This is a genomic window from Pelotomaculum sp. FP, from assembly GCF_004369245.1.
GTDB classification, from domain to species: Bacteria; Bacillota; Desulfotomaculia; order Desulfotomaculales; family Pelotomaculaceae; genus Pelotomaculum_C; species Pelotomaculum_C schinkii.
In genome coordinates this window covers 1-12,407 of record NZ_QFGB01000088.1, presented here as the reverse complement: position 1 = coordinate 12,407, position 12,407 = coordinate 1, and the positions used below count along the sequence as shown (strand labels likewise).

The following is a 12,407-nucleotide window of genomic DNA, read 5'->3' as shown; positions in this document are numbered from 1 at the left end:
CCAGCGAGGAGAGCCTCAAGGAGTGCAACAAGTTTAACAACATCAACCGCAACCTGATTGCCTCAGTGAAGACTATCCAGAACAACGGGATGGAGGTCAGCGCCGGCTTCATCGTCGGATTTGACAGTGACACCCCATCCATTTTCGAGCGGCAGATCAACTTCATCAAGCAGAGCGGCATCATCAACGCCATGGTGGGGCTATTGAGCGCTCCCAGCGGGACGCGGCTATTTGAGCGCCTGAAGCAGGAGAATCGGCTGCTGTCCAATTTTACAGGTAACAACACTGACTTCTCTTCTTTGAACTTCATCCCAAAAATGACCCCCCAGAAGCTGCTGGAGGGCTACCAGAGCATCATCACCGCTATCTACGACCCGGCTGCCTTCTACGAGCGGGTATACAAGTTTTTCAAGGAGTTCAAGCCGATTAAGCGGAAACGTGCCGAACGTTTCCAACTGGTCTACATCAAGGCACTACTGCAGGCGATGTTCTACCTGGGCATACTGGAGAAAGGTCGGCGCCACTACTGGAAGCTCCTGATCAAAACCACCCTCCGTTACCCGCGCTTCCTTCCGGAAGCGGTGAGTTTTTCCATCAAAGGCTTCCACTATCGGAAGATGTTCAGGCAGATGGTGCGTCTGGAGGGAGAGGTCTAAGCGTCATGCCACCCCACCCGCTATCAGACGCACAGGGGGACAGTGCTCATGTACTTCCTATGTTCTATATATACCATGTGCCTAATCTCAATATTATCCGTGCAATGAAGAATATGGTAATACCCAAATAGATGACTGTGGCCTTTTTTAGAATGGCGTTTTCCCAAAGTGGGTCAATTAAGCTACTTTGAGGAGGTATTCAGTAATGTTTTATGTTAAATTTAAAAGATATTTTTTGTTATTAAACAATGATATGGCACAAGGTATTGTCAGGCGAAAAATATGATAAGATGGAGTACAATCTATATTATATGTTGCAGATAGTCAAAACAAAAAAGCCCCGCTCCTGAGAGCGAGGGATGGCTAATATTTCACCATAATAAATTAAGCCCTATTGAGGGGGTTCTGTTTGCTGTTTTTTCATTGCGTACACAAATCTAATCAACGGCATTAAATGATATTACGTTAGAGGCAAAAGGGGGCTCTCAATTAATGTAGCAAAAACAAAATCATGAAAATGACCGTCGTCTATGGTCGTTTTCCCTTGGACAAAGTGCACATGTTTACCACCGCCAACATCGATAGGAAGGCCAGTTAATACAGCTACTTCGTGAAGGTGGTCAAAGAAATCTGTATTTGTAAAAATTCCATGTATATGACTATCATCAAATGGTATTTCTTCACTAGTAACCCCTGCAAAGCGGTGGTTATGCCTTTCATCATACTCTTCCGCGAGCTTTGTGCTACCTTGAAATTCGTGTACGTGTGTCTGTGCACCCTCAGGCTGGTTGTTTCCTGATGTTGTTTGGTTGCCAACTGTTGATTGCATCTGTAAAGTTTTTTGGGTAAATGGATTGATAACAGTTTCCATAGCAAATCTCCTCTCGATACTTATATGATTTATAGTATTGAATATTTATCCGTAATGTTCCATAATATCCATTATTATTATAAAAACACAAAAAGTCCTCTCTGGAGAGCGAGGCCTTTTGTATGTCTGCATACTTAGTTTGCCACAGGCGTGGCAGCTGTAACGGAGACTTAATCAACATCGACGGAATAATCGATGAATACGGGAGGACCTCTCCGAGGGATGTGATGTTGCAGATCAGAGGCGGGCTTGGCCAGGCGGGCTCCTTAGACCCATCCCAATAAGCTTGCCAACCGGGCGACCGCAAAGCAGACAGTGATAGCAATAATCAAAGGAATGAGCGCCGCCAGGACGGTCCACTTAAGACTGCCGGATTCTTTCGAAATAGTCCAGAGGGTGGTGCCGCACGGGTAGTGCAGCAGAGAAAACAACATCATACAGACAGCCGTAAGCCAGGTCCAGCCGTGACTCGCAAACAATTGGCGCAGCGTTTCCAGGCTGTCCAGCTCCAGCATGGATCCTGTCGCCATGTAGCTCATGAGCAGAATGGGTACCACAATTTCATTGGCCGGCAACCCCAACACAAAGGCCATGAGAATATATCCGTCCATTCCCAGCAGTTGCCCGAAGGGATTCAACCAGTTGGCGCAACAGGTCAGGATGCTGACCCCCCCAATATGAATGTCGGCAGACAGCCAGACGACAGCCCCGGCCGGCATCGCGACAAACACTGCGCGGCGAAGTACGAATAGGGTGCGGTCAAAGATTGAACGGGTAATAATCCGTCCTACTTGGGGCTTGCGGTAAGGCGGCAGCTCCAGAGTAAATGAGGATGGAACGCCTTTTAGCAGTGTTTTGGACAGAAGCCAGGACACCGCCAACGTCGTTACGATACCGAACACCACAATACCTACCACAATGAGCGCGGACCCTAAAAATGTGGTTGTTCCCATCACCAGCAGGCCGGCCAGGGCAATCAGGGTGGGAAAACGGCCGTTGCAGGGCACAAAATTGTTCGTCAGCATGGCAATCAGGCGCTCCCGTGGTGACTCGATGATCCGGCAGGCAATCACACCGGCGGCGTTACAGCCGAAGCCCGTGCTCATGGTCAGGGACTGCTTGCCGTGGGCGCCCGCCTTCTTAAAGAAATTGTCAAGATTAAAAGCAATCCTGGGCAGGTAACCCATGTCTTCCAGCAACGTAAAACACGGAAAAAAGATTGCCATTGGAGGCAGCATCACCGACACGACCCAGGCCAGACAACGGTAGATTCCTTCTACAAAGAAGCCGTTGACCCAGGCCGGGGCATCCAGCCAAATCAAAAGCTCCGTCAACTGCCCCTGTATCCAGAAAAGGCCGGTTGCCAGCATTTCCGAAGGGACATTCGCGCCGGCCACAGTGATCCAGAAAACAACAGCCAGCAGTAAAAGCATAGAGGGAAAGCCGAATACTCTTGAGGTGAAAATGTCATCCAGTTTTTTGTCCCAGTCCACCGGCGGCTTTCCTCGGGAGGTCACAACCCCTTCGGCAATTTCCTCTGCCTTGCCGTAGATGGCGCTGACAATAGAGTCGTTTAAATTTAGTGAACCCTCAGGATTTATCTTGCCCGCTTCTTCCAAGAGTTCATCTAAACCTGAACAAATGGCCGCCCGGCTCATGCCAAAACCACCTCTTTTATCCCGGTTCTCAAACCGTCCTTCCGTGCCAGCCAATTTTCGACGGCGTCAATTACCGTCTCGTCTCGATCTAGTAAACGAAGCGCCAGCCAGCGGGCATTGAAGGTTTCCCCGACCAGTTGTTTTATCTTTGGTTCCAATCTGCAAACGGCATTTTCAATCTCTTTGCTGTATCGTACAACATAAGGCTTCGTTTCGATGCGGCCGGTGACGACACCCGAAACGGTTTTAATCAGATGCTCAAGACCCAATCCGTTCCGGGCTGCGGTAGGAACCACAGGCACTCCCAACCTGGCAGCTAGAGCACGATAGTCAATCTGTATTTTTTTACGCCGGGCTTCGTCAACCAGATTGACGCAGACGATTAATCTGGTGGTTATTTCCATCACTTGCAGAGCCAGGTTCAAGTTTCTTTCCAGACAGGTGGCATCCAAAACAACCACCGTGGCATCCGGCCTGCCAAAGCAGAGGTAGTCCCTGGCCACCTGTTCTTCCACTGAATTTGCCATCAGCGAGTAGGTGCCGGGTAAATCAATCAGTTTATAAATGAGACCCTGGTGAATGTAGCGGCCCTCAGCCAGGAGCACTGTTTTTCCAGGCCAGTTGCCGGTGTGCTGGTTTAACCCCGTCAGGGCGTTGAAAACGGTACTCTTCCCGGTGTTCGGGTTGCCGGCCAGGGCAACCACATAATCCGCTCTGTTATTTTGGCCCCTGCCAAAACGTTCTTTTATAGCGCCACTTCCAGTGGACTGGTTTGTCAAACCCACATTCTACTCCCCTTTATACTTGATCAGGATTTGCTGCGCCTCTTCTTTCCGGAAGGCAATGACGGCGCCGCGTATCCGGTAAGCCTTAGGATCTCCGGCAGGGCTGATCCGCAGGGCTTTCACCCTGGTTCCGGGGACAAGGCCCAGGTCCAGCATTCTCCGCCTGGTAAAACCTGCGGCCTGGATTGAGCTTACTGTAGCCGATTTTCCGACAGGCAAGTCGTGCAGACTGATGATTATGTCTGCCGGATAATCACCCTGCTTATGCTCCATATGTACAGGTCCTCCCTTACGATTATTAATTCCGTTTAACTAATTTAACTCCGGCTAACAATTAGTCAAAAATTGTGTCAGTTAATACCTAACATATGTCAATATTTGAAATCTTGTGACCGTTTCCCGGTGTTTTATCAGGGCAAGTTTTTTATTGTTCAGTAAGAAAGTTTCTTAGAGCAACAATAACGTTGGCTGCCCGATAATAGATCTTACGCCCAGTATTTTCCTTTTGTTACACCCTGTAATTTGGAATTTTTATGTTCCTTAGAGGAAGACACTGGAAATATATTATCTTAATTTAATTGAATAAAATTAAGTGCTTTTCTTGGATTATAATATGTATTACATATTTAATTATTGCTGCTGTTAACATTTATTGGAATTATCAAGGATAATACCTGAATAAAGTTGCCAAACGCTCCATTATTGCAGTCAAATGAAAAGTAATGTATAATATTTGTAATATTACTAGCATAGGCAGGTGGATTATAGTGGAAGGTTATCGTTTTAAAACCAGATTGAGAGTCCGTTATTCTGAGGTAGATGCCCAAAGGATCGTATTTAACTCAAACTATCTTACTTACCTCGACATTGCTGTAGGTGAGTATTTTCGCGAAGGTCTTCAACTTGATTTAGCTGAGCTTGAAAAGGATGAAATATTTGATTATGTAATTAAAAAGGTTACTCTGAATTACCATAAATCAGCAACAATGTATGATTGGCTAAATATTTGGTGCAGAACAGTAAAAATGGGTAATACAAGCATGGTTATGGAATTTGCCATTACTAGAGATGGAGAAGATGATGCATTACTTACAGCAGAGATACTATACGTAAGCTACAATCCAAAGAAAAAAGCGACACAGCCTATCCCTGACTTCCTTCGCCAAACCATAGAAAATTATGAACATAGTGGGAATTAACAAATTAGGTATATTTGAACTAGAGCATGCATAAAGACATCGGTTCAGGACAGCCTTGAAAAATGACGAAAAGGGGAAATAGTCTCAAAACCAACAAAATCCTCAACCTTATAGGTTGAGGATTTTGTTCCTTCAAAGTAATAAATCATACTAAGACCTTACATATACTCCCCGGCTTAACCACTTCTCTAGGATCCAGCATCTCTATAGCCATCTCGCGCAGTTTAAATTTTTGAACCTTTCCATTGGAAGTATAAGGATAGTCTTCAACAAAAGCAACATATCTTGGAATTTTCCAACCGGCGATTTGGCCTTTACAGAAGTTCTGGACAGATTCAGGGGTAAGGACATGCCCATCCTTCACACGAATAAAAGCCATCACTTCCTCGCCGTATTTTTCACTTGGAACACCAATGATTTGAACATCCTTAATCAAAGGGTGAATTCGCAGGAATTCCTCCACTTCTTTTGGATATATATTTTCGCCGCCGCGGATAATCATTTCTTTTAACCGGCAGGTAATCTTGCAATACCCGTTTTCATCCATAGTACCCAGATCCCCGGTATGCAGCCAGCCTTCCGCATCAATGGTATTTGCTGTGGCTTCAGGCATCTTGTAGTAGCCCTTCATAATGTTATAGCCACGGGCACAGATTTCGCCCTGCGCTCCCTTCGGCACTTCTTTTCCTGTTTCGGGATCAACGATTTTCACTTCAACACCGGGTAACGCTTTTCCCACCGTGGAACATTTTAGCTCCAGGGGATCGTCTGCCCTGGTGATGGTAATACAAGGTGATGATTCAGACTGCCCGTAAGCAACTAAGACCTCTTTCATATTCAGTACTTCAATTATTTTTTTCATGACATCAGCGGGACATGCAGCGCCAGCCACAATACCGGTCCGCAGGGAAGACACATCATAATTTTCCTTTTCCATTTGCTCCAATTCCAGAATAAACATGGTCGGCACCCCGTGCAGCACCGTACAGCGCTCTTTTTCAACGGTTTTAAGCACTTGTGCCGGGCTAAATAATTCAACAGGCACCATCGCTGCTCCTGCAACGACACAACACCCGGTACTGGCCGTGGTTCCAAAGACGTGGAAGAAAGGCACCGCTATACACATCCGGTCAGACGGGCCCAGGTTCATACATATCGCTTGTGCGTATGCGTTCGCAATAACGTTGTGGTGGGTCAGCATTACCCCTTTGGGAAATCCGGTGGTACCGGAAGTGTAGATCATAACGACTGGATCGTCCGGATCCAGTTCTGCGCTCCTGGCCGCCAGCGCTTCGTCTGAAACATTTTCACCCACTTTGATAAATTCATCCCAGGTGAACATGCCAGGATATTTATTGCTTCCTATCATAACCACATTTTTTAATAGGGGCAGTCTTTTTGATACCAGTTCTCCCGGTTTACACTCTTTTAATTCCGGGCAAAGCTCATTAATTAAGCTTCTAAAATCAGAGCTTTTGGTGCCTTCCATCATAATCAAGGTTGTTGCATCTGACTGCTTCAGCTGATACTCCAGTTCCAATAATTTATAGCTGGTGCTTACTGTAGCCATCACTGCCCCAACCCTTGCGCTGCCAAACTGGGTAATCACCCACTCGGGCACATTGGCAGCCCAAATGGCAATATTATCACCTCTTTTTATTCCCAGCTTCAACAGGCTCTTGGCAAATTGGTTGCAGACTTCGCGAAACTCTTTGTAAGAATACCTCAAACCGCGGTCGGGGTAGACAAGAGCATCGTTGTCAGGATAGTTAATCGATGTACGATCAACCAGTTCACCTATTGTGATTTTACCCAAATCTCTCACAAACGCCCCTCCCAAAATAATAATTTTCTGTTCCCATATAAATAACAAATATGTACATTTAATATAGGCTATAGTAGTAAGCTTAAAAACTCTGCTACTTGCATAATAGTGTTAAATAACCAATGAGTTATTATATTACATGGTATTACATGCCAAAATATGCACTATCATCATGAGTAGCAATAATATATCATATATTAATTTATTTCATAGTAGTTCCACGCACCGCTATCGCTGCGCCATGCATCATGAAAATATGTAGGTGTGATTTCAATCGCACACGGCGCGCTAGCGCCGAACTTGTGGCGGCCAATGTTGCATTTGTGCGAATGAATTCGCACCTACATTTTAATGTACGCATCAGAGCAGAATGGCTATGTTAAGAAACACAAGTCGTTACTGGTCTTGGAGTTTCCTTTATGCCCAACATTTCTATAGCCATCTCTTGCAGTTTAAATTTTTGAACTTTACCGCTGGAGGTAACAGGGTATCTATCAACAAAGGCTATATATTTCGGTATTTTATTGCGGGCGATTTTGCCTTTACAGAAGTCCCGGACCTCTTCCTGCGTAAGAGTTGCGCCTTCCTTCAGCTGAATAAAGGCCATCACTTCCTCACCGTATTTGCTGCTTGGGACACCTATAACCTGAACATCCCGCACCAATGGGTGAGTAGAAAGAAACTTTTCTATCTCTCTTGGATAAATATTTTCCCCGCCTCGGATAATGATTTCTTTGATACGGCAGGTGATCTTGCAGTAGCCGTTTTCATCCATAATACCCAGGTCGCCGGTGTGCAGCCAACCTTCCCCGTCAATGGCGGAAGCGGTTGCTTCAGGCATTTTGTAATAACCCTTCATAACATTGTAGCCACGTACACAGATTTCGCCCTGAGTGCCAGGGGGGACCTCATTTTTTGTTTCGGGGTCAAAAATCTTTACCTCCACGCCAGGCAGAGCCCGTCCTACTGTAGAAACCCTCAATTCAAGAGGATCGTTTATCCTGGTGCTGGTGATACAGGGTGAGGCTTCAGTCTGCCCGTAAGCGACGATGACCTCATTCATATTCATATCTTTCACTATTCTTTTCATAACTTCAATGTTACATGCAGCCCCGGCCACAATACCGGTGCGAAGGGAAGACACATCGAAATTTTCCTTATCCAGCAATTCCAGTTCCATAATGAACATGGTGGGGACCCCGTTTAGCACGGTGCAGCGCTCTTGTTCAACTGCTTTCAGTACTTGCACAGGGTCAAACGTTTCAACCACAACCATTGCCGCACCGGCTACAATACAGGATATGTTGCTCCCCACACAGCCGAAACAGTGTGCGAAAGGCACCGCGATACACATCCTGTCAACCGAACTCAGGTTCAAACATTCCACATGGGCGATGGCGTTTGTAATAATGTTGTGGTGAGTCAACATGACGCCTTTGGGAAACCCGGTGGTGCCGGAAGTGTAAATCATAATGGCTACATCATCCGGGTCAGTCGCGGCCATGCTTGCAGCAAGTTCTTCATCTGAAACAGCTTCACCCATTTTGACAACTTCATCCCAGGTAAACATGCCGGGATGTTTATTGTTTCCTATCATTATTACATTTTTCAAAAGAGGAAGTCTCTCAGAAACCAACTCTCCGGGGTTACAGTGCTGTAATTCGGGGCAGATTTCATATAAGATGCTTTTGAAATCAGAGCTTTTTGTTCCTTCGATCATAATCAAAGTTGTCGCATCCGACTGTTTCAGTAAATACTCCAACTCAAAAGACTTGTAGCTTGTATTGACTGTTACAAGTACCGCTCCAATCCTGGGGGTTCCAAACTGGCTGATAGCCCATTCGGGTACGTTAGTCCCCCAAATCGCAATATGGTCGCCTCTTTTCACCCCCAACCCAGACAGTCCTTTAGCAAATTGGTTACAGGTATCCCTAAACTCTTTGTAGGAATACCTCAAGCCACGGTCTGGGTAAACAAGAGCGTCGTTGTCGGGATAGTTTGCCGCTGTACGGTCAACCAGTCCACCAATAGTGATTTTATCAGGCTCTCCCATATTAGCCCCTCCCCCGGATATTAAAGACCTTCCAATACCTATGCTATAAATAAAAATTATTTAGCATAGGTATGGGAAGGTCTATCATCCTTAATATCTTTTAGAATGGCCTCGATGTCCCATGGCATAATAAACATTTTTACCCACCCTATTATAGTCTATAGTCGCATGTTAAATTTATCACTAGATATATTATATTATATAGTAGATTATTTGAAAAATAAATAGATTTATTATGCCATATAGTAGTTCAACGGATAAAATCCTTGGTTTACTGTGTAATAGTATAAGTTATAGTAGTATGATATATAGTATCACATCAAAAACCAGCTTACTTTGTTATATTATATAGTGATAAGTAGAAGAAATAAACATTTTTTTATAAAATAATTTGTGAAAAAATGATTTTGCTATTTTATTGAAATTTATCTAAGTTTTAGATAGAAACAATCTGATTTTATTTCCTCCGCACTTAATATTAAGAATATTCAGGTTGCTTTTACTTTCCTGCCTATCGCTTGTTGCTTTTACGCCAGATGCCCATTTCTTGGGCCCTTTTAATCAGTTCTTCGCGGAAATCAGGATGAGCGATAGATATCAGAGCTTCCGCTCTTTGCCATAAAGCTTTGCCTTTTAAATTAGCAATCCCATACTCAGTTACTATGCTAGGCGCCATACCGCGATGAATGGTCACGGCTGAACCGGGTTCGAGTGTGGGCCGGATCCGTGAGAATATTTTATCGCCTTTACTGAAGGTTGAAGTCATGCATATAAAGCCCTTTCCACCTCTTGACTGGAAAGCGCCCAGGGCGAAACAAATAGAACCACCCGTACCACTGATCTGCCGGATACCGGAAGACTCCGAATTTATCTGACCGAAGAGGTCCACATCAATACAATTGTTGATTGACACAAAATTATCCAACTGACCGATTACATTGGGGTTGTTGGTATAGTTTACGGGTAAAAAAGCGCACATTGGGTTCTCGTCAATAAAATCGTAAGTCTTTTTAGTGCCACCCGCAAATGTCGCAACCATCTTATACCTGTCTATGTTTTTCCTTGCTCCCGTCACCCGTCCTTTTTCTACCATATCCACCATTGAGTCCACAAACATCTCGGTGTGAATGCCCAGATCCTTTAAATCTGAATTCGCGATCATTTCTCCGACAGCATTGGGCATACCCCCAATACCCAGTTGCAGGCAACAACCATCCTCCAGTTGCTCCATAATTATTGACGCAACCTTTTTATCAATGTCATTGGGCTTGGCAGCAGGTATCTCAGCTATTGGATAATCGGCTTCCACGATATAGTCCACTTTCGAGATATGAATAGCTTCCTCCTGTCCAAAGCAACGCGGTATGTTGGGGTTTACTTCGAGGACGATCTTTTTGGCTTTTTCGCATATGGCCATGGTGTGAGAGACCTGGGGGCCAAAGTTAAAGAAGCCGTGCTTATCCATAGGGGTTACTGGAATAAATGCAACGTCAACGTCAATATAATTCCGGTAATACTCGGGCACTTCATAATAGACAATGGGAATATACGAACAGAGCCCCTGATCGCTCAGTTTACGCTCGTAACCGCTGAGCTGCCAGCCATTATATATAAAATGCTCCCTGGTGGGATCAACTATTGCCGCTTCCGGGATCCCAGTAAAACGGGTACAGCTGCGGATCTTCACATCCCACAGTTCATCTCTTCGGGTCGCCAAAGCTTTGTCCAGTACAACAACTGAGCCTGTAAATGAACCGTAATCAACCCAGTCCCCTGATTTGACTACCTTAACTGCCTCTTCCGGTGTAACCAGCTTTCGCTTATATTCCTCTGTGTAATTCAAAGAATGCCACTCCCAATCTGCTTTTTTGAGGAAAACACCATTAGCTTCAACTTCTCATAACTTTCCGGGGTATCCACATCAAGAATTACTGCTTCATCTTGTACCGTAAGATAGTCCACCTTATTCCCAAGTTTCTTCAGCACTTCACGTGCGCCTTCATCCCCTTGTAGTGATTCTAACTCAGAAGTCAATGAATAGCTAAAAATCACCGGATGGCCCGGCATACCCTGGTAGAGCGGACGAAGCGCCATGCTGCGTCTCTCTTTGAACTCCCTGATAACTGTGTTGATTATAGAAGGGGAAATAAGTGGCTGGTCACACATGAAAACTAAAAATGCAGTAGTATTTACGTTGATTGCCTTAACCCCCAAGGACAGGGAAGAACCTTGACCCTGCCTGAAGTGTGGGTTAACAATAATTTTTACCGGCAGGTCCTTGATTGCGGCGCTTACTTCATCTTCCCGGCAACCTGTCACAACCGTTACCTCATCAACTGCCGAGGCTAATACATTTTCTGTTACAATTCGAATCAAGGGCCTGTTTCCCAATTCGAGCAATTGTTTAGGAAACCCCATTCTCGAAGACATTCCTGCAGCTAAAATAACTGCTGAAATCATAATATCAGTACCACTCTTTTTAATATTGGATGCTATTCCATGATAGCCAACACAGGGTTTATCCCAATTGCCGACCCCAGTATTACCTTACTGATTTTTTCACCCAGTAGCAACCTGCCCAACCTGCGCCCCTCCCCTTGATTTTCCATGCGATCTACTTTGTTGATAAACGGCACAACCATCGCATTTGAAGGACTATCGCGCAAAATTCCTTCCGGATGAGTAATTAATTCAGCGATCATCTCAGCGTCAATTATGGATCCCATCTTACGACCGGTCAGTCTTGAGACTAATTCAGGGCGGTGTACATATTTGCTGTCCAGGGTTTTGCCAAAAATGTCTGCGCCTATCACAACCAAAAGCACTGTTGTTGCCCCGGCAATAACCGGTTCAAAATCTAAATGTCCTTTCAGGGAACGGCCTTTGGAGCCATCGGACTCAATTAAAGTAAAGTCTGCGTAATTTTGCAGCAAGTTTACTTGCTCGCGGGATATTCCGTTCATCTTGTTATTTTCCAGCAGGCCGGAACCTACTACCGGCCTCAAGCCTTTCAAAAGGAACTCGTACAGCTCTTTTTCCGGCGGCTCGTCTTTTTCCAACAGGACCAACGGAAATTTATCGGGCGGGGGCAAAAATATTTTTGTTGTAGTTGTTACGACAACCTTGTATTGTAAGGGTATTTCTTCAGCCAGACGATACATTAAGGAGGTTTTTCCGCCACCACCAACCAGGGATATTACTCCTTTTTCTTTCAAGCCCAAGGCCTTGCTGATCTTCATTACAAATCATGTTCCTTTGCGTAATTCAATGTGTTCACTGGTTGCTGTTAAGGAAATGATATACCGCCTCCAAAACCCCTCCGCCAACAGCCAGCGCTTTATCGGAGATGGTGTCATATTC

The 12,407-nt window shown here is 45.1% G+C and carries 12 protein-coding genes; 3 read left to right on the top strand and 9 right to left on the bottom strand.

Annotated elements, in window-relative coordinates:
* On the top strand, positions 1-656 hold a 656-nt coding region (locus tag Psfp_RS20035; RefSeq protein WP_134220281.1), incomplete at its 5' end, for a DUF4070 domain-containing protein.
* 460 nt (positions 657-1,116) lie between these two features.
* Here Psfp_RS20035 and Psfp_RS20030 read toward each other — a convergent pair.
* The gene (locus Psfp_RS20030; protein WP_134220282.1) at positions 1,117-1,485 is read right to left on the bottom strand and encodes a YmaF family protein; all 369 of its coding nucleotides are present in this window, start codon (positions 1,483-1,485) and stop codon (positions 1,117-1,119) included.
* A 164-nt stretch (positions 1,486-1,649) separates the two neighbouring features.
* Here Psfp_RS20030 and Psfp_RS21915 point away from each other — a divergent pair, with 164 nt between their 5' ends.
* Complete coding sequence (locus Psfp_RS21915; protein ID WP_192895557.1) at positions 1,650-1,811, top strand: hypothetical protein; 162 nt, start codon at positions 1,650-1,652, stop codon at positions 1,809-1,811.
* On the opposite strand, the gene Psfp_RS20025 is transcribed toward Psfp_RS21915, so the two are convergent.
* The 3 genes from Psfp_RS20025 to Psfp_RS20015 are packed head-to-tail and all read right to left on the bottom strand — an operon-like array spanning position 1,794 to position 4,243.
* Positions 1,794-3,185, bottom strand: a complete 1,392-nt coding sequence (locus Psfp_RS20025; protein ID WP_134220280.1) for a nucleoside recognition domain-containing protein — start codon at positions 3,183-3,185, stop codon at positions 1,794-1,796. The two genes, Psfp_RS21915 and Psfp_RS20025, sit on opposite strands and share 18 nt — an antisense overlap.
* Positions 3,182-3,970 (bottom strand): FeoB small GTPase domain-containing protein, encoded by a 789-nt coding sequence (locus Psfp_RS20020; RefSeq protein ID WP_134220279.1) that lies wholly within the window; start codon positions 3,968-3,970, stop codon positions 3,182-3,184. The genes Psfp_RS20025 and Psfp_RS20020 overlap by 4 nt, the downstream gene beginning before the upstream one ends.
* A 3-nt stretch (positions 3,971-3,973) precedes the next feature.
* A complete protein-coding gene (locus Psfp_RS20015; protein ID WP_134220278.1) occupies positions 3,974-4,243 on the bottom strand; it encodes a FeoA family protein in 270 nt (89 codons plus the stop codon).
* Between the two features lie 494 nt (positions 4,244-4,737).
* Between Psfp_RS20015 and Psfp_RS20010 the strand changes: the two genes are divergently transcribed.
* Positions 4,738-5,169 carry a thioesterase family protein gene (locus Psfp_RS20010; protein WP_190258794.1) on the top strand — a complete coding sequence of 144 codons (432 nt, stop codon included), beginning with the start codon at positions 4,738-4,740 and terminating at the stop codon, positions 5,167-5,169.
* Between the two features lie 145 nt (positions 5,170-5,314).
* Here the strand turns inward: Psfp_RS20010 and Psfp_RS20005 are convergent, their stop codons facing one another.
* The 5 genes from Psfp_RS20005 to yqeC all read right to left on the bottom strand — a co-directional run bounded on the left by Psfp_RS20005 (position 5,315) and on the right by yqeC (position 12,286).
* Complete coding sequence (locus Psfp_RS20005; protein ID WP_134220276.1) at positions 5,315-6,994, bottom strand: AMP-binding protein; 1,680 nt, start codon at positions 6,992-6,994, stop codon at positions 5,315-5,317.
* A gap of 379 nt (positions 6,995-7,373) precedes the next feature.
* Entirely contained in the window at positions 7,374-9,047 is a 1,674-nt protein-coding gene (locus Psfp_RS20000; RefSeq protein WP_134220275.1) for an AMP-binding protein, read from the bottom strand.
* A gap of 511 nt (positions 9,048-9,558) precedes the next feature.
* Positions 9,559-10,890 carry an acetyl-CoA hydrolase/transferase C-terminal domain-containing protein gene (locus tag Psfp_RS19995; RefSeq protein ID WP_134220274.1) on the bottom strand — a complete coding sequence of 444 codons (1,332 nt, stop codon included), beginning with the start codon at positions 10,888-10,890 and terminating at the stop codon, positions 9,559-9,561.
* Positions 10,887-11,507 carry a molybdenum cofactor cytidylyltransferase gene (mocA, locus tag Psfp_RS19990; RefSeq protein WP_134220273.1) on the bottom strand — a complete coding sequence of 207 codons (621 nt, stop codon included), beginning with the start codon at positions 11,505-11,507 and terminating at the stop codon, positions 10,887-10,889. Before mocA ends, Psfp_RS19995 begins: the two co-directional genes overlap by 4 nt.
* Positions 11,508-11,539: 32 nt before the next feature.
* Positions 11,540-12,286, bottom strand: a complete 747-nt coding sequence (gene yqeC, locus Psfp_RS19985) for a selenium cofactor biosynthesis protein YqeC (RefSeq protein ID WP_134220272.1) — start codon at positions 12,284-12,286, stop codon at positions 11,540-11,542.
* Positions 12,287-12,407 lie beyond the last annotated feature (121 nt).

Coding starts and splice junctions, on each gene's coding strand:
- Psfp_RS20030 (WP_134220282.1), bottom strand. CDS start 1,485: ATGCAATCAACAGTTGGCAACCAAACAACATCAGGAAACAACCAGCCT.
- Psfp_RS21915 (WP_192895557.1), top strand. CDS start 1,650: ATGTCTGCATACTTAGTTTGCCACAGGCGTGGCAGCTGTAACGGAGAC.
- Psfp_RS20025 (WP_134220280.1), bottom strand. CDS start 3,185: ATGAGCCGGGCGGCCATTTGTTCAGGTTTAGATGAACTCTTGGAAGAA.
- yqeC (WP_134220272.1), bottom strand. CDS start 12,286: ATGAAGATCAGCAAGGCCTTGGGCTTGAAAGAAAAAGGAGTAATATCC.
- mocA (WP_134220273.1), bottom strand. CDS start 11,507: ATGATTTCAGCAGTTATTTTAGCTGCAGGAATGTCTTCGAGAATGGGG.
- Psfp_RS20000 (WP_134220275.1), bottom strand. CDS start 9,047: ATGGGAGAGCCTGATAAAATCACTATTGGTGGACTGGTTGACCGTACA.
- Psfp_RS20015 (WP_134220278.1), bottom strand. CDS start 4,243: ATGGAGCATAAGCAGGGTGATTATCCGGCAGACATAATCATCAGTCTG.